The organism is Streptomyces sp. NPDC102467 (assembly GCF_044765445.1).
Classification (GTDB): Bacteria; Actinomycetota; Actinomycetes; order Streptomycetales; family Streptomycetaceae; genus Streptomyces.
The window spans coordinates 379899-395715 of the sequence record NZ_JBIWKA010000009.1 but is presented as its reverse complement, the minus strand read 5'-3'; the positions used below and the strand labels follow the sequence as shown (position 1 = coordinate 395715).

Genomic DNA, 15817 nt, shown 5'->3' with positions numbered 1-15817 from the left:
TGTCCGAGGCGTGGCAGAACAGACGACACCCGCAGACATACGACCAGCGGACCAGCCGCGTCCCGGGCACGCCGAACCCGAGCACACGAAAGAGGCCGGCAAGTCCGATGCCGCCGTCGTCCGCGACGCGCTCGGCGTCGGTGTCGCCGTCGGTCTGTCCGGATTCGCTTTTGGAGTGACCTCGGCCGGCAGCGGCCTCAGTGTGCTGCAGACCTGCGCGCTCAGCCTTCTCGTCTTCACGGGGGCGTCGCAGTTCGCACTCGTCGGCGCGCTCGCGGCCGGCGGCAACCCGTTCACCGCCGCCGCGGGCGCGTTCTTCCTCGGGGTGCGCAACGCGTTCTACGGACTGCGGCTCTCCCAGCTGCTGGCCCTCCCGCGCGCGGTGCGGCCGTTCGCCGCGCACTGGGTCATCGACGAGACGTCGGCCGTCGCCCTGGCCCAGCCGACGCGACGCAGCGTGCGCATGGGTTTCACCGTCACCGGGCTGACCCTGTACGTCCTGTGGAACCTGACCACGCTGTTCGGCGCCCTCGGAGCCGAGGCCATCGGCGACACCGACGCCTGGGGGATCGACGCGGCCGGGCCCGCCGTCTTCCTCGCCCTCTTGGCACCGATGCTGAAGACCACTACGGAGCGGGCCGTCGCGGGCATAGCCGTCGTGCTCGGGCTCGGCCTGCTTCCTGTGCTGCCCCCCGGCGTCCCCGTCCTGGTGGCCGCACTCGCCGCACCGGCCGTTCTCTACGTAGAGGGCCGTCGCCGTCCTGCCGTGCCCGATGCTGAGCAAGGAGGAGACCGTTGAACATCTGGATCGCCATCGGCGTCACCGCGGTGGGCTGTTACGCCGTCAAGCTGATCGGCCTGCTCGTGCCCGCGGGCGCCCTGGAGCGGCCCGTCGTGAAACGCCTCGCTGCGCTGCTCCCGGTCGCGCTGCTCGCCGCACTCACGGCGCAGCAGACGTTCGCGGAGGGGCGCGTGCTGATCCTCGACGCCAAGGCGGCGGGTCTTGCCGCGGCGGCCGTCGCGCTGGTGCTGCGCGCGCCGTTCCTCGTGGTCGTCGCCGCTGCCGTGGTCGTCACGGCAGGGATGCGGGCTCTTACGGGGTGACCTGATGAGTCACGGGGGAACTGATCCGTAGGGCACGCCCTAATGTGACGCGTCTACATAGAATCGAGGGAGGAACCGTGCCTCTGTCGCCCGAAGCGCGCTCTCTCGCCGCGCGCTGCGAGCCGCGCGTCAACGAGCTGGCCCGCCCCATGGCCCGCGACTCCTTCGAGGAGCTGCCCGGGTACGCGGATCTGCCCGACGACGTGAAGGACCTGGAGATCGCCGCGACCGCCCGGCACGGTGTACGGCTCTTCCTGCGCCCCGCGTCGACGACTCCGGCCCGGAGCAGCCCGACAGTCACCGGCTGTTCCGCGAGAGGGCCGCTCAGCGCGCCGAGGAGGGCATGCCGCTGCACCTCCTGCTGCGCACCCACGCGCTCGGGGTCTACGTCCTGTGGCAGGCGCTGCGCGACGTCGCGCGCCCCGGGGAGGAAGCCGCTCTCGTCGAGCTGGTCGACATCCTGCTCGCGAGCCACCCCGCCATCGTGGGCGCGGTCGCCGAGACGTACCTGGACGAACGCTCCGCCCTGGAGGCCGAACAGCGGGCTCAGCAGCGGTCATTGGTACGCGGCCTGCTCGACGGCATGGTCCCGCCCGGCCATGTGCTGCTCGACCAGCTCCGCCTCGAAGGCCCCGCCCTCGTCCTCGCGCTGGGCCTCGACTCCCCGCCACCCGAAGGCCCGGTGGCGGTACGCCGTCGGCTGCGACGCGTCCAGACCGTCCTGGACCGCGCTTTCGGGGTGGATGTGCTTGCGCTCCTCGACGGTGACGGCGGCCGTGTCATCGTCCCCCAGGACTGCGCCCCGCCCGACGACCTGCCGCAGCACCTGAGCAAGGCCAGCGGCCTACAGGTACGCGTGGCCGCGGTGCGGGTGGACGGACCCGAGCACATCACCGACGGGGCCCGCACCGCGACCGAGATCCTGCGCATCGCGCGCGTGCGGCCGGCTGGCCGGTCTGCACCGGCTCGACGACATCCTGCTCGAGTACCACCTGTCGCGGCGCAACGAGAGCAGCCACCGCATCGCCGCGCTCCTCGATCCGATCGCGGAGCGGCCGGAACTCCTGGAGACCCTGCGCAGCCACATGGCCCATCAGCAGGACCGCAGGGCCACCGCCGCCGCGCTCGCTCTGCACCCGAACACCGTCGACAACCGGCTCGCGAAGATCACCGAGCAGACCGGAATCGACCTGTCGTCCCCGCGTGGCACGGCTCTCGCACTTGCGGCGCTGCTTCTGCGTGACTCCGGGGACTGACCACAGCTCGCAACCGACTACAAGGGACGTCCGTAGGCGCGCAGGGTGCGCAGCGCCTCGATCGTCACCATGGGGCGCGCCTCCAAGGCGATGCCCGGCGCCCACTGGCGCCAATTGACCGGCCAGCCGCCGTCCTCCCGCTGCTCGCTCTCCAGGTGGTCCAGTGCGAGGGCCATCTCCTCGTCGGTGAACCAGGATCGGGCCAGCGACTCGGGAACCTTCGCGTAGTCGTACGGGAAGTGGTGCTCGCCCGGCGCGTAGCCGGGAGCGACCGGGTAGTCGTCCACGCGCCCCGGATCGAACACCGCGAGCCGCTGCTCGCGGACGAGACGCCCGAGCCGGTCGGCGGCGACCCGCGCGCGCGAGCGGTCCGGCACACCGTCCAGAAAGGCGACCGCCGCCTCGACCTCGTACGGATGCGACGTCTTCAGGGACTCGACGACTGCCCAGCAGAAGTCCGTGGCGCGGAACAGCCAGGCGTGCCACACCTCGTTGCGATGCAGCAGGCCCACCACCGGGCCGGTGGCCAGCAGCTCGCTGGGCGGATCGTCGACCACGGGCACGAACGGTGCGTGCGGATAGTCACGCTGGCTGGGATGCACCGCCGGAAGGGCGCCTTCCGACGTGGAGACGGCGGTCAGATAGCGGCACACCCGTTCCACGCGCTGTCCGGAGCACCGCCCGATCGAGTCGAGGACCCGCAGCGCGTGACCGGTGTGCAGGGGCTGGCTGACCGGGCCGCGCAGATCGGGTTCGAGGGCGTGCCCGTAGCCGTCGTCCTCGTTGCGGTGGGCGGCCAGGGCGGTCTCGACGGCATCGGCCGCGGCGGACGAGCCCTCCAGGAAGTGATAGGCGAAGCGACGCTGTTCCAGGACGCGCGCGGTCAGCCAGACAAACGGTTCGGCACGGGAGAGCGGGGAGCGTGCCGAGGGCGATGAGGGGAGTGGGGAAGCTCCGGTTTCGGCCATGCACCGACCGTAGGACGGAAAGCGTTCTCGGTGAGCCTCCCCGGCGGGGCCCCACTCTCAGGGGCGGGATACTGGAGGCATGCGGTTGACGGTTTTCTGGCAGCGGATGGCGGGCCACTTCGGGTCCGAGTACGCCGATACGTTCGCGCGCGACCACGTGATGGCGGGGCTCGGCGGGCGCACGGTCCAAGAGGCGCTCGACTCCGGCTGGGAGGCGAAGGACGTCTGGCGCGTGGTGTGCACCACGATGGACGTGCCCGCCGACAGGCGCTGACCGCACCGGCGGGCCGGGGGCGGTCACCGGTGGCCGGTGGTGTGGGCGAGACTGGCCCCGTGGCAGCGACAGACGAGAACCTCCAGGTGGCGGACGACGACGCACCGCCCGGCACGACACCTCCCGAGCGGCCGCCCGGCCCGGCGCCGGCGCCGCGCGCGGGCATGCCGCGCTGGCTGCCGCGCGCGATGGTGCTCGCCCTGGCTCTCATCGCCTGCTTCCAGCTCGGCAGTTGGGCCTTCCACCAGATCACCGGGCTGCTGATCAACGTGTTGATCGCCTTCTTCATGGCGCTCGCGGTGGAGCCCGCGGTGAGCTGGATGTCGGCGCGCGGCCTGCGCCGAGGCCTCGCCACGGGCCTCGTCTTCCTCGCGGTGATGATCGCGTGCGCGGGCTTCGTCGTGCTGATGGGATCGATGCTCGCCGGGCAGATCGTGGACATGGTCGAGGACTTCCCGAAATACCTCGACCAGGTCATCAGCTGGGTCAACCAGACGTTCCACACGGAGCTCAACCGCGTCGAGGTCCAGGACAGCCTGCTGCACTCGGACTGGCTCCAGAAATACGTCCAGAACAGCGCCACCGGCGTCCTGGACGTGTCCGGGCAGGTGCTCGGCGGGCTCTTCCAGCTCCTTACGGTCGCGCTGTTCTCGTTCTACTTCGCCGCCGACGGGCCGCGGCTGCGGCGCGCGCTGTGCTCGGTGCTGCCACCCGCCAAACAGGCCGAGGTACTGCGCGCCTGGGAGATCGCCGTCGACAAGACGGGCGGCTACCTGTACTCGCGCGGCCTGATGGCGTTGATCTCGGGGATCGCGCACTACATCCTGCTGCAGGCGCTCGGTGTGCCGTACGCGCCGGTGCTCGCTGTCTGGGTGGGCCTCGTCTCGCAGTTCATCCCGACCATCGGCACCTACCTGGCGGGCGCGCTGCCGATGCTGATCGCCTTCACCGTGGACCCCTGGTACGCGCTCTGGGTGCTCATCTTCGTAGTCGTGTACCAGCAATTCGAGAACTACATGCTGCAGCCGAAGCTGACCGCGAAGACGGTGGACATCCACCCCGCGGTCGCCTTCGGGTCGGTCATCGTGGGCACGGCGCTGCTCGGTGCCGTGGGCGCGCTGATCGCGATCCCCGCCGTCGCGACGCTGCAGGCGTTCCTGGGCGCTTATGTGAAGCGGTACGACGTCACCGACGACCCGCGCGTGCACGGGCACCGCAGGCGCGGCGGCGCGACGGTCCTCGCCCGCGCGCGACGCGCCCTGCGAGGGCCGAACGAGCCCAACTCCGAAGACGAGTAAGCAGGTTCCTCCACTCGGGGCTTGACCTTGACGTGCGCGTCAGGGGTTAGCGTCACCGCACTCCGGGGGCGGCGGACCGCCCAACGGACCGCTGACCGAACCCGACCGGAGGCCGATCATGACTACAGCTCTGCCCGAAACCACTCGCCACGTACAGCTCGCGGCGGTCCCGCAGGGGCTGCCCGCGCCGGAGCACTTCACCATCGTGGAGGAGGCGCTCACCGCCCCCGGAGCGGGCGAGGTCCTGGTCAGGAACCGGCACTTTCTGGTCTTCCCCGGACTGCGCACCCTGATGAGCGGGGAGGCCGAAGGGGCGCCGATGCCTCAACTGCACCGCGGGGACGCGCTGTCCGGCCCGGCTGTCGGCGAGGTCGTGGCCGCGCCCGCGGACGGGCCGCTGCGCATCGGCGACCTGGTGACCCACATGCGCGGCTGGCGGGAGTACGCCTTGGTGCCCGCCACCGAGTGCACTGCCCTGGACGCCGCGCTGCCCGATCCGGTCGCGAGCCTCTCCCCGGGATCGGCCGCATACGGAGCGCTGACGCGGCTCGTCGGTGTCCGTGACGGCGATGTCGTCCTCGTCACCGGAGCGGCGGGTGCGGTGGGGTCCCTCGCCGGCCAGATCGCCCGGCTGCTGGGCGCGAAGCGCGTCATCGGCACCACGGGTTCAAAGGTGAAGGCCGAGCGGCTGGTCGCCGAACTCGGCTATGACGCGGTCGTGTTGCGCGGCGCAGGACCGCTCGCCGACCAGCTCGCCGAGGCGGCGCCCGAGGGCATCGACGTCCTGGTGGACAACGTCGCGGGGGAACAACTCGTCGCCGCACTCGGCGTGGCCCGGCACGGGGCGCGGTTCGCACTCATCGGCGCGCTGTCGGGGCAACTGGCGGCCGACCGGAGCGGGGGCAGCGCGCCGGTGGAGATCGACGCCTACCGCCTCCTGGCCAAGAGCGTCTCGCTGCGCGGGTACAGCGGCGCGGACCACCCCGATGTCGAGAAGGAGTGGTACAGCCGCTTCGGGGGCTGGCTGCGCTCCGGGGAGATCGTCTTTCCGCACGCCAGGATCGCGGGTATCGACCGCGCGCCGCAGGCGTTGCGGGACATGATGGAGGGCAGGCACTTCGGCGCCGTCGTGGTGGACGTGTAGCCGACGTGGGCCCGTGGTCACGGGCGCGCGCCGGGGCGGGTGGAGGGGGCGGCATGCGGATCGGCGAGGCGGCGGCAGCGGCCGGTACCACTCCTCGGGCGCTGCGGTTCTACGAGCAGCGCGGGCTGCTGTCCCCGCCCGTACGCACCGCTTCCGGCCAGCGCGAGTACGGCCCTGGTGAGGTCGTCCAGGTCCGGATCATCCGTGATCTGCTCGCTCTCGGACTCACCGTCGAGGACCTGCGCGGCAGTGCGGACCGGCTGCCGCTGCTCGCTCAGGATCCGCCGCCGCGCTGCGCCGCCCCGGAGCCCGGCGCCCCCGCGCCGTCGGTCGTCGCCCGCCGTCTCTCGGCCCTGGACGCCGAGATCGACCGGCTGACAGAGCTGCGTGAAAACCTCGCGAGACGGGCACACGACAGCGAGTGATCTCGACGGCTCCGTCCCCGCGTGGTGCGCTTGACACCAAAATCGAACATCCATTCTCATGGGGGAACCAGGGGCTTTCTTCTCAGGAATCCCACGGGATCCGGAGAGAGTGACCGGGCGAGGAGCCTCGAGTTATCCACAGGCGGACGGGCGTCGAGGCCGATTGTCAGTGGCAGGCGCTAGCGTCTTTGACGTGAAGCGATCGACACAAGCAAACCGGGTGGAACCCATGGCAGGTACTGACCGCGAGAAGGCGCTCGAAGCCGCGCTCGCACAGATTGAACGGCAATTCGGCAAGGGCGCGGTCATGCGCATGGGCGAGCGGCCGAATGACCCCATCGAGGTCATCCCCACCGGATCGACCGCGCTGGACGTCGCGCTCGGCGTCGGCGGCATCCCGCGCGGCCGCGTGGTGGAGGTGTACGGCCCGGAGTCCTCCGGTAAGACGACACTGACGCTGCACGCCGTGGCGAACGCGCAGCGCGCGGGCGGTTCGGTGGCCTTCATCGACGCCGAGCACGCTCTCGACCCCGAGTACGCGAAGAAGCTCGGCGTCGACATCGACAACCTGATCCTGTCCCAGCCGGACAACGGCGAGCAGGCTCTGGAGATCGTCGACATGCTGGTGCGCTCCGGCGCCCTCGACCTGATCGTCATCGACTCCGTCGCCGCACTCGTGCCGCGCGCGGAGATCGAGGGCGAGATGGGTGACTCGCACGTGGGTCTGCAGGCCCGCCTGATGAGCCAGGCCCTGCGAAAGATCACCAGCGCGCTCAACCAGTCGAAGACCACCGCGATCTTCATCAACCAGCTGCGCGAGAAGATCGGTGTGATGTTCGGCTCCCCGGAGACGACGACCGGTGGCCGCGCGCTGAAGTTCTACGCCTCGGTGCGGCTCGACATCCGACGGATCGAGACGCTGAAGGACGGCACCGACGCGGTCGGCAACCGTACGCGCGTCAAGGTCGTCAAGAACAAGGTCGCGCCGCCCTTCAAGCAGGCCGAGTTCGACATCCTCTACGGGCACGGCATCAGCCGCGAGGGCGGCCTGATCGACATGGGCGTGGAGAACGGCTTCGTGCGCAAGGCCGGCGCCTGGTACACGTACGAGGGCGACCAGCTCGGCCAGGGCAAGGAGAACGCGCGCAACTTCCTGAAGGACAACCCCGACCTGGCCAACGAGATCGAGAAGAAGATCAAGGAGAAGCTGGGCGTCGGTGTCCGCCCGAAGGAGCCGGACGCCGAGCCGGCCGCGGACGCGGTGGCAGAGGTTCCGGCCGAGGACGCGGCCAAGACGGTGCCCGCGCCCAAGACCGCGAAGTCCAAGGCCGCGGCGGTCAAGAGCTAGTCCGTGACACGACGAACCGACTGGGCCGAGTACGACGCCGTCCCCGCCGCGCCCGGGGAGCGGGGACACGGGGGCGACGAGGCGTACGACGATGCCGCGTACGGGGAGACCGGGCACGAGGTCGAAGCGGGGGACGGCGCGGCGGGCGGGCCGCGCCGCGGGGGACGGTCGCGGGGGACATCCGGCGCGCGCGGACGCCGGCGCAGGGGCGGGTTCGGGGACCCACCCGGCGCTGGCGCGCAGGACGACGGGCCTCCCGGCTCGACGAGGGCCGGGCGAGGAGAGCCGTCAGGGGACCCGGCGGAGCGGGCGCGGAACATTTGCCTGCGTCTGCTCACCGGGACCCCGCGCACGCGCAAGCAGTTGGCCGACGCGCTGCGCAAGCGGGAGATCCCGGACGAAGTGGCGGAGGAGGTGCTGTCCCGGTTCGAGGAAGTCGGGCTGATCAACGACAGCGCCTTCGCGGATGCCTGGGTGGAGTCGCGGCACCACGGGCGGGGGCTGGCCCGTCGGGCGCTCGCTCGTGAACTGCGCACCAAGGGCGTGGATTCCACGGTGATCGACGAGGCGGTCGGGCAGCTCGACGCCGACCGGGAGGAGGAGACCGCGCGCGAACTCGTCGCCCGCAAGCTCCGCTCCACGCGCGGCCTCGACCGCGACAAGAGGCTGCGCCGCCTCGCGGGAATGCTCGCCCGTAAGGGCTACTCCGAGGGCATGGCGCTCCGTCTGGTGCGTCAGGCACTGGAGGAAGAGGGGGAGGAGACAGAGGACTTGGGGTTCGGGGAGTAGCGGGACGACCGCCGACCGACTGCGTGCCGCGCAGGGTGCATGCGGGGTGCGGGGTGCGGGGTGCGGGGTGCGGGGTGCGCAGGGTGCGGGACCGTGACGCCGGGCCAGGGTGGCCCGGGGGCAGCGGCATCACCCTGGTCGCGCCCGGGTCCTGGCCGTGCCGCGCCGTCCGGGGAGCGAGAAGCAAGCAGCAACCCCAGACAGCGAGCCGCAACGCCCCAAACAGCGAGCCGCAACACCCCCAGGCGCCCGGGCCCCGGGGTAAGCCGTCAGGCTCCGGTGACCGGGAGGCCCGCCGCTCGCCACGCCTGGAAACCGCCGACCAGGTCTGTCGCCCGGTGCAGCCCCAGTTGTCGCAGGGATGCCGCCGCGAGGCTGGAGGCGTAGCCCTCGTTGCAGACGACCACGACGCGCAGATCGTGACTTGTCGCCTCGGGGGCGCGATGGCTGCCCTGCGGGTCGAGGCGCCACTCCAGTTCGTTGCGCTCGACCACCAGCGCGCCGGGGATCAGCCCGTCGCGCTCGCGCAGTGCCGCGTACCTGATGTCGACGAGGAGCGCCTCGCCTTGGGAGGCCGCGTCGAACGCTTCCCGCGCCTCGATCCGGTCGAGCCCGGACCGGACGTGATCGAGCAGTTCGTCGATGCCTGGCGGGCGCGCGTCGGCGGTGCTCACTGCCAGTCTTTCGGGCGCTCCACCGTCTCAAGGCGCAGCACCTGGCCGGTGCGGCTGTAGCGGCGGATCTGCGGAAGCGGCGGGTAGTAGGCGTGCACCGAGACGGCGTGTTCGGCGAGGGACTCGTTCAGCACCTCGTGCACATGGTGGCGCCCGAAGGCGCGGCCCTGACCGGCCGTCAACTGCCGCTTCCTGTCGATCCCTTCGGACAGTTCCAGGGTCTGCCAGCCGTCGGCGGGCAGCCGCGCCGCCAGGGAGTTCTCCTTCAGCTCACCCGACGCGGTGAGGAAGGCACCGACGGATTCGGCGTGGTCGTGCCAGCCCGTGCCGGTGCCGGGCGGCCAGCCGATGAGCCAGGCCTCGCTGCCGCCGGGGCCGTCGAGCTGTACCCAGGTACGCCCCTCCGGATCCAGCGGCAGGGAGGCGATGAGGTCGCGGTCCGCGGCGGTGCGGCGGACGAAGTCGAGCAGTTCGGCTTGGGTGGGCGCCGCTTCGGGCGCGGCCGGCCGGGATGAGGGGAGGGAAGCCGGGGGCGACGTCGATGATGCGGATGAGGTCGCAGACGGGGTTGACGGGGATGACGGGGGCAGAGACACAGGTGATGTGGGCAGAGACACGAGTACCGTCCTGGAGTTCGCGAAGGGCGCGCGCCGCGGGGGCCGAGAGACGGCATCGCAGGCAGGCACGCGGGGAGGTGAAGAAGGCGAATTCAGCAGGACGGGCGACACACGCAGCCCGCGTAGCGGACGAGGTCCATATGGACCCTCCGCCACAGGCGTACATCGGTGTCGATCGTCACGCTCCGGAGTACACCACGGCTGTGGATGCCGGTCAACTCACGTTCAGGACGGCCCGAGGACCGCGCGAGAGAGGTGCGAGCAAGGCCGGAGAAAGACCCGATGCGCGCTTGAGGAGAGCATGGAAAGGCCCCCGGGAAAGCCCGCGAAAACCCCCGGGAAGACCGGCTCCCCCCTCCGAGAGGCCCGCGCGGCCGGGCGGCGGCCGCGACGGGCCCACGGACGTTCAGGCAGGCCCACCCGCCTTCGCCCCACCCGCCTTCGCCCCGGTCGCCCCGGTCGCCACGGGGTCGCCGTCCGGCGCCGGGCCGCCGAGCGCGGTCTGCGCCGCCTCGTACAGCTCGGCGGGGCGCACGCCGCTCAGCGCTGTGACCAGATGTCCGTCGGGCCGGATCAGCAGCACAGTGTGGGCGGCGGCCTCGGGGTAACTCTCCGCGACGAGCAGCTCGGCCTCGTGCGGCAGCGCGGTGACGGCCGCCGCGAGCCGTGGCATCAGGCCCGCCGACATCCAGTGCTTGCGCTCCCATACGCCGGTGCCGGGCGCGACGAGGACGACGAGCAGCCGCCCGAGGCCCAGCCGGTCCCGGAGCCGGACGAACGAGCCGTCGGGCGCCGTCACCCGCACATCGGCGATCGGGGCGCCCGGCGCCGTGCCCACGTCCACCATCGACTCGGTGTGCGGTGGTGCGAGGGGGGAGTCGGCGTACGACCCCGGCGCGCCGAGGGGGCCGTGCCCCAGGTGGCCGTCCGTGAGCAGTGCGTCATGGCCGCGGGCGCTGCCGGGAACGTAGGAGCGCAGTCCGCCGCCTCCGCGCAGTATCGGCAGCGCCTGGTCCGCGGCGCGCAGCCGCCCCGCGACGACGGCGCGGCGCTCGGCCTGGTAGCTGTCGAGCAGGGCGGCCGGGACCGGGCGTGGCCCGTCGTGCCAGGTCAGGGCCAGCTTCCACGCGAGGTTGTCCGCGTCGCGCAACCCCTCGTCGAGGCCCTGGGTGCCGAGCGCGCCGAGCAGATGCGCGGCGTCCCCCGCGAGGAAGACGCGGCCCACACGCCACCGGCGGGCCAGGCGGTGGTGGACGGTGTGGACGCCCGTGTCCAGCAGCTCGTACGGCGGGGTGGAGCCTCCGCACCAGCCCGCGAGGGTCTCCCGGATGCGCGACACCAGTACATCCGGGGTGACCAGGTCGCTGCGGGGCGGCAGCAGCCAGTCCAGGCGCCAGATACCGTCGGCGAGGGGGCGGCCGACGATCTCCGGGCCCGATGGTCCCGAGGTTCGCCACGGAGGGCTCCGGTGAAGCAACGCTTCGCCGGGCCATGGAAGTTCCGTGCGCAGTGCGGCGACCGCGTGTCGTTCGACGGCGGTGCGGCCGGGGAATCGGATGTCGAGGAGCTTGCGGACGGTCGAGCGGGGGCCGTCGCAGCCCACCAGGTAACTGCCGCGCCACCAGGTGCCCTTGGGGCCGCGCGTGTGCGCGGTCAGTCCGGCCTTCTCCTCCTCGATCCCGTCGAGGCGGCTGTCGACGGCGACTTTGACGAGTCGCTCCCGTGCCACGGCCTCGCGGAGCGCGCCGGTCAATTCGTGCTGGGCGATGTGCAGGGGAGCGGGCAATTGCTCACCGAATGTGAGCGTACGCATCTCCTGTGCACGGCGCAGGGAACGCCAGCCGGTCCAACGGGAGCCGGCCCCGTCGAACGACGTACCCGCAAGCCGCTCGGCGAGCGCCGCGGTGTCCTCCCGCAGTACGACCGTGCGTGCGGGACGCTGCTCGTCCTTGCCGGGACCCTCGTCGAGCACTACGGACGGTACGCCGTGGCGGGCGAGGGCGAGGGACAGCGTGAGCCCGACGGGGCCCGCGCCGACGACGATCACCGGATCCACGGCGCGGCTCCTCCTGCCCCGGGAAGTCCGCCGGAAAGCGTCCCGCGGAACGCGGGTGGCGTACTGGACGTACAAGAAAGGGCAGTTGGAGCGGGGTGCACGTTCACAGAGCGTATGCAACCCATTGCCAGTGCTTGCGTCAAGTGACGGAGGCAGTGGCGATCACGCCACTGCCTCTGTCGTACCGGAACGGTCGATGATGTTCCGTCAGACGCCGTTGTTGGTGCCCTTGTCGAGGGCCTGCTCGATTTCGGACATCTCCACGGCGGGCTCGCCCGCGGGAGCCACGGCCACGCCCTTCTTGGTGCGCCGGCCCCGTCGCTCGATCCAGGAGGCGAGTGACGACAGTGCCAGACACATCGCGATGTAGATGGCACCCACCACGATGACCACCGCGGTGATCGGGTTGTCGCCGTTGACGATGATGTTGTTGGCCATGGTGCGGGCCGCGAACAGCAACTCGCCGTAGGTGATGATGTAGCCGAGCGAGGTGTCCTTCAGGGTCACCACGAGCTGGCTGATCATCGTCGGCAGCATGGCGCGGACGGCCTGCGGCAACAGCAGCATGGTCATCACCTGGGACTTGCGCAGTCCCAGCGCGTACGCCGCTTCGACCTGGCCGCGCGGTACGGCGTTGACGCCGGCCCGCAGGACCTCGGCCTGAACACAACCGTTGTAGACGGACAGGCCGATGACGAGAGCCCAGAAGGCGGAGTCCTCGCCGACCGCCCCGAGGTTCTCCTTGTAGGTGAGGAAAAGCACCCACAGGGCGTAGATCGTGATCAGCAGAGGGATGGCGCGGAACAGCTCGATGAAGCCGGTCGCGAACCACCTGACGGCCTTGTGGTCGGACAGGCGTGCCACCGCGAGGAGCAGGCCCAGCAGCAGGGAGAGCACGCCGGCGCAGGCGAAGACCTTCAGGGTGGTCAGCACGCCGTCGCGGATGTTGGCGCGTACCCCCGCGTTGTTGAAGATGTTCCAGACCTCGGGCTCCAACTGACCCGTGACGTTCATCCGGTAGAGGGTGAACGCGATCAGGCCGAGCACCGCGAGGGAGCCGATGACCGTGTAGATCCGGTTGCGCACCTGGGCCTTGGGGCCGGGTGCGTCGTACAGGACGCTCGAACTCATCGTGCGACCCCCATGCGCCGCTCGAGCAGCCGGAAGAGACCGCTGATGGTGAAGGTGATGATGAGGTAGCCGAGGGCCACCCACAGGAAGATCCAGCCGATCGCGTACCCCTTGTCGCTCAGCAACTTCTGGACGCCGAAGAGTTCGGCGACGCTGAAGGCGCCCGCGATGGCGGAGTTCTTGGTCAGCGCGATGAAGATCGAGCTGAGCGGCGGCAGTACGGTCCGCGTGGCCTGCGGAAGGATGATCATGCGCAGTGTCTGCGCGAAGGTCATGCCGATCGACCGGGCGGCCTCGGCCTGGCCCAGCGGCACCGTGCTGATGCCGGACCGGACGGCCTCACAGACGAACGCCGAGGTGTAGCAGCTCAGCGCGAGCAGCGCCTTGGTCCAGGGGTTCATGCCCGGCAGGAAGAGGACCGGGATGACGAACCAGACGACAAGGAAGAGCAGCGTCAGGGGCGTGTTGCGAAAGAGCGTGACCCAGGCGGTGCCGAAAAGTCGAAGGGGCGGGACGGGGGAGACACGGAAACCGGCGATGATCACGCCGAGGACCATCGCCAGGAGTCCGCTGAACAGGGTCAGCAGGACAGTGCCTATGAACCCCTCGCGGAACTCCGGGAGATAGTCGAGCAATACGTTCACGGGGATGTCCTCGTGGGCGGCAGCGGACGGGCAACAGGGGCCGTACCGCGGGCGCACCACCAAGGGTGCGCCCGCGGCGGAGACGGACTCCTCAGGCGTTGATCAGTAGCGCTCGAGGGCCGGCGGCGCGGTGAACGCGGAGCCGGACAGGCCGAGCGTCGCGTCGTACGCCTTCTCGTAGTCGCCGTTCTTCTCGTGCGCCTCGATCGCGTCGCTGACCGCGTCGCGCAGCGCCTTGTCGTCCTTGACCATGCCGACGCCGTACGGCTCCTTGGTGAAGGGCTTGCCGACGACCCGCAGCTTCTCGGAACGCTGGGCGGCGTAGCCCTTGAGGATCGCGTCGTCGGTGGTGACGGCGTCGACCTCGTTGTTCAGAAGCTGCTGCACGCACTCGGAGTACTTGGACAGCTCGATGGTCTTCGCGCCGTACTTGGGCTTCTTGATCTCCTGGAGCGGAGTCGAGCCCTTGATGGAACAGACCGTCTTGCCCTTGAGCGAGTCCGGGCCGGTGATGCCCTTCTCGTCCTTGCGCACCAGGAGGTCGGCGCCGGCCATGAAGTAGGGACCGGCGAAACCGACCTGCTTCTTGCGCTCGTCGTTGATCGTGTAGGTGCCTACGTAGAGGTCGACCTCGCCCTTGGAGATGGTGGTCTCGCGGACGTTCGAGTCGACGGTCTTGAACTCGATCTGGGACGGCTTGAAGCCGAGGTCGGCGGCGACCATCTTGGCGATCTCGATATCGAAGCCGGAGCGTTTGCCGTCCGTGTCCTCGAAGCCGAGGTAGGGCTGGTCGTTCTTGGCGCCGAAGACGATCTTGCCGGCCTTCTGGGCCTTCTTCAGGGTCGCCGAGTCGACCTTGACGTCCTTGGCGACCGTGTACGTCGGCAGCTTCGGCTGGTTCTTGCCCCCGGTGGTACCGGCGGGCTTGTCACCGGCGTTGCCGGAGTCGCCGCCGCAGGCGGTGGCGGTGAGCGCGAGCACGGCCAAGGTCGCCGCAGCGGCGGACTTGCGGAACTTCATGGGGAACATCCTTCATGTCGGCAGATTCAGCAGTGAAAAACTCAACACGCGCGCGCGGGACGCCCGTTGTCAGGGGCGCACACGCCCGCGCGCGTCTAGTGGTGCAGGATCTTCGACAGGAAGTCCTTGGCCCGATCACTGCGCGGGTTGCTGAAGAACTGGTCGGGGACGGACTCCTCGACAATCCGGCCGTCCGCCATGAAGACGACGCGGTTGGCCGCCGAGCGGGCGAAGCCCATCTCGTGCGTGACCACCACCATCGTCATGCCGTCCCGGGCGAGCTGCTGCATCACCTCGAGGACCTCGTTGATCATCTCCGGGTCGAGCGCCGATGTCGGCTCGTCGAAGAGCATCACCTTGGGGTCCATCGCCAATGCGCGGGCGATGGCGACGCGTTGCTGCTGGCCGCCGGAGAGCTGGGCGGGGTACTTGTCCGCCTGCGCGCCGACGCCGACCCGGTCGAGGAGCGTCCGGGCCTTCTCCTCCGCCTGCTTCTTGTCCGCCTTGCGGACCTTGATCTGGCCCAGCGTCACGTTCTCGAGCACAGTCTTGTGCGCGAAGAGGTTGAAGGACTGGAACACCATGCCCACGTCCGCGCGCAGCCTGGCCAGTTCCTTGCCCTCCTGGGGCAACGGCTTGCCGTCGATCGTGATACTGCCGGAGTCGATCGTCTCCAGGCGGTTGATCGTGCGGCACAGGGTCGACTTGCCGGAGCCGGACGGGCCGATGACGACGACGACCTCACCTCGCGCGACGGTCAGATCGATGTCCTGGAGTACGTGCAGTGCTCCGAAGTGCTTGTTCACTTCGCTCAGCGAGACCAGCGCGTCGCCCGCAGGGGGAGTGGCGTCCTTGGTCACCGAAACTTCGGTCATCGGGGTCTTGCTCCATCCTCCTCGGTTGGGAGGACAGTAGTAACGCCATACGACCAGCGTCAGCACATCTGAGGGGAAATTGAGCATAACGATCCGGCCGCAACCAGCCGCTGCGCGTGAAGGGGGCGCGGGTCCCGCGTACCGGCTGCATAACGGAACACGTACGTAACCTGCAGGCTCTTGACGTCGTCCTT

The 15817-nt window shown here is 70.3% G+C and carries 19 protein-coding genes; 9 read left to right on the top strand and 10 right to left on the bottom strand.

The genetic code is table 11. The annotated features are described in order from the left end of the window. Positions 1-10: 10 nt before the first annotated feature. Together ACIREE_RS21305 and ACIREE_RS21300 are read left to right on the top strand one after the other, a co-directional pair. Positions 11-799 carry an AzlC family ABC transporter permease gene (locus tag ACIREE_RS21305; RefSeq protein ID WP_404154190.1) on the top strand — a complete coding sequence of 263 codons (789 nt, stop codon included), beginning with the start codon at positions 11-13 and terminating at the stop codon, positions 797-799. Further along, on the top strand, positions 796-1104 hold the full coding sequence (locus ACIREE_RS21300) for an AzlD domain-containing protein (RefSeq protein ID WP_404154187.1): 309 nt from the start codon (positions 796-798) through the stop codon (positions 1102-1104). The genes ACIREE_RS21305 and ACIREE_RS21300 overlap by 4 nt, the downstream gene beginning before the upstream one ends. Positions 1105-1660: 556 nt before the next feature. On the opposite strand, the gene ACIREE_RS21295 is transcribed toward ACIREE_RS21300, so the two are convergent. Further along, complete coding sequence (locus tag ACIREE_RS21295; RefSeq protein WP_404154185.1) at positions 1661-1930, bottom strand: hypothetical protein; 270 nt, start codon at positions 1928-1930, stop codon at positions 1661-1663. A gap of 121 nt (positions 1931-2051) precedes the next feature. Between ACIREE_RS21295 and ACIREE_RS21290 the strand changes: the two genes are divergently transcribed. Continuing rightward, positions 2052-2360, top strand: a complete 309-nt coding sequence (locus ACIREE_RS21290) for a helix-turn-helix domain-containing protein (RefSeq protein WP_404154285.1) — start codon at positions 2052-2054, stop codon at positions 2358-2360. 17 nt (positions 2361-2377) lie between these two features. Here ACIREE_RS21290 and ACIREE_RS21285 read toward each other — a convergent pair whose 3' ends face one another. Next, positions 2378-3328, bottom strand: coding sequence for a hypothetical protein (locus ACIREE_RS21285; RefSeq protein WP_404154182.1), 951 nt, complete (start codon positions 3326-3328; stop codon positions 2378-2380). 79 nt (positions 3329-3407) lie between these two features. Here ACIREE_RS21285 and ACIREE_RS21280 point away from each other — a divergent pair, with 79 nt between their 5' ends. The 6 genes from ACIREE_RS21280 (at position 3408) to recX (ending at position 8606) form a co-directional block, all read left to right on the top strand. Next, complete coding sequence (locus ACIREE_RS21280; protein ID WP_404154179.1) at positions 3408-3602, top strand: DUF3046 domain-containing protein; 195 nt, start codon at positions 3408-3410, stop codon at positions 3600-3602. A 59-nt stretch (positions 3603-3661) separates the two neighbouring features. Beyond that, the gene (locus tag ACIREE_RS21275) at positions 3662-4900 is read left to right on the top strand and encodes an AI-2E family transporter (RefSeq protein WP_404154176.1); all 1239 of its coding nucleotides are present in this window, start codon (positions 3662-3664) and stop codon (positions 4898-4900) included. Positions 4901-5018: 118 nt separating this feature from the next. Then, a complete protein-coding gene (locus ACIREE_RS21270) occupies positions 5019-6044 on the top strand; it encodes an MDR family NADP-dependent oxidoreductase (RefSeq protein ID WP_404154174.1) in 1026 nt (341 codons plus the stop codon). A 53-nt stretch (positions 6045-6097) separates the two neighbouring features. Continuing rightward, positions 6098-6469 (top strand): MerR family transcriptional regulator, encoded by a 372-nt coding sequence (locus ACIREE_RS21265; RefSeq protein WP_404154171.1) that lies wholly within the window; start codon positions 6098-6100, stop codon positions 6467-6469. A 229-nt stretch (positions 6470-6698) separates the two neighbouring features. After that, on the top strand, positions 6699-7817 hold the full coding sequence (gene recA, locus ACIREE_RS21260; RefSeq protein WP_404154168.1) for a recombinase RecA: 1119 nt from the start codon (positions 6699-6701) through the stop codon (positions 7815-7817). Between the two features lie 3 nt (positions 7818-7820). Next, complete coding sequence (recX, locus tag ACIREE_RS21255) at positions 7821-8606, top strand: recombination regulator RecX (RefSeq protein WP_404154165.1); 786 nt, start codon at positions 7821-7823, stop codon at positions 8604-8606. A 269-nt stretch (positions 8607-8875) separates the two neighbouring features. Here the strand turns inward: recX and ACIREE_RS21250 are convergent, their stop codons facing one another. The 8 genes from ACIREE_RS21250 to ACIREE_RS21215 all read right to left on the bottom strand — a co-directional run bounded on the left by ACIREE_RS21250 (position 8876) and on the right by ACIREE_RS21215 (position 15623). Continuing rightward, positions 8876-9280 (bottom strand): rhodanese-like domain-containing protein, encoded by a 405-nt coding sequence (locus ACIREE_RS21250; protein WP_404154163.1) that lies wholly within the window; start codon positions 9278-9280, stop codon positions 8876-8878. After that, the gene (locus tag ACIREE_RS21245; protein WP_404154282.1) at positions 9277-9876 is read right to left on the bottom strand and encodes a cysteine dioxygenase; all 600 of its coding nucleotides are present in this window, start codon (positions 9874-9876) and stop codon (positions 9277-9279) included. The genes ACIREE_RS21250 and ACIREE_RS21245 overlap by 4 nt, the downstream gene beginning before the upstream one ends. 113 nt (positions 9877-9989) lie before the next feature. Beyond that, positions 9990-10079 (bottom strand): putative leader peptide, encoded by a 90-nt coding sequence (locus ACIREE_RS21240; protein ID WP_344442854.1) that lies wholly within the window; start codon positions 10077-10079, stop codon positions 9990-9992. Between the two features lie 224 nt (positions 10080-10303). Further along, on the bottom strand, positions 10304-11953 hold the full coding sequence (locus ACIREE_RS21235; RefSeq protein WP_404154160.1) for an FAD-dependent monooxygenase: 1650 nt from the start codon (positions 11951-11953) through the stop codon (positions 10304-10306). 207 nt (positions 11954-12160) lie between these two features. Continuing rightward, complete coding sequence (locus ACIREE_RS21230; RefSeq protein ID WP_404154157.1) at positions 12161-13084, bottom strand: amino acid ABC transporter permease; 924 nt, start codon at positions 13082-13084, stop codon at positions 12161-12163. Next, a complete protein-coding gene (locus tag ACIREE_RS21225) occupies positions 13081-13728 on the bottom strand; it encodes an amino acid ABC transporter permease (RefSeq protein WP_404154154.1) in 648 nt (215 codons plus the stop codon). Before ACIREE_RS21225 ends, ACIREE_RS21230 begins: the two co-directional genes overlap by 4 nt. Before the next feature lie 102 nt (positions 13729-13830). Continuing rightward, a complete protein-coding gene (locus tag ACIREE_RS21220; RefSeq protein WP_404154151.1) occupies positions 13831-14748 on the bottom strand; it encodes a glutamate ABC transporter substrate-binding protein in 918 nt (305 codons plus the stop codon). Between the two features lie 95 nt (positions 14749-14843). Continuing rightward, positions 14844-15623, bottom strand: a complete 780-nt coding sequence (locus ACIREE_RS21215; RefSeq protein WP_404154148.1) for an amino acid ABC transporter ATP-binding protein — start codon at positions 15621-15623, stop codon at positions 14844-14846. Between the last annotated feature and the right edge of the window lie 194 nt (positions 15624-15817).